At 43.1% G+C, this 511-nt stretch carries 1 protein-coding gene; it reads right to left on the bottom strand.

Annotation, left to right across the window (positions count from 1 at the left end):
- Positions 1-511 (bottom strand): hypothetical protein (locus OSH00_RS20460; RefSeq protein ID WP_338150172.1); only part of this gene is annotated, 511 nt, incomplete at both ends.

Genomic DNA, 511 nt, shown 5'->3' with positions numbered 1-511 from the left:
GTATCGCCTTTAAATTTTAGACCTGCGTTATCTACAGCTGTTTTTGCATCCACACCTTTTTGAATATCGGTTTTTGTTGCTGCTGACAGGTCGACTTTATAGTCAGTGACATTGTTTGCATCCTTAGTGCCTGGCGTTACTGTCACTGCTGAAGAACCTGCCGATGCAGTGGTACCGTTGGCATTTACTGTATAAATATCTTGACCATTGCCACCTGAAGTTTTAACTACACTGGATACATTACTTCCAGCTGCAACTTCTGTCTTAGAGGCTGCTGCTTTTGAATCAACATAGGTTTTATTGGTCGCATCTGTGCCTGCAGTTGGTGCATTGTTTACTGTGACGTTGTTTGCAGTCACTTGAGTTGCGGTAATTCCCGCATTGTTAATTAAAGTTGCACCTGTAGTCACACTACCTGTAGTGCCCAAGTCCAATGCGTTTGATAATGCAACTTCGACTTTACCTGCATTCACTTTGGTGGTGATGTTGCTATTCGAGCCTACAACGTCTA

Source organism: Acinetobacter nematophilus, assembly GCF_026344175.1.
Classification (GTDB): Bacteria; Pseudomonadota; Gammaproteobacteria; order Pseudomonadales; family Moraxellaceae; genus Acinetobacter; species Acinetobacter nematophilus.
The sequence above is the reverse complement of the archived record's forward strand: the minus strand, read 5'-3'. Positions and strand labels throughout refer to the sequence as shown.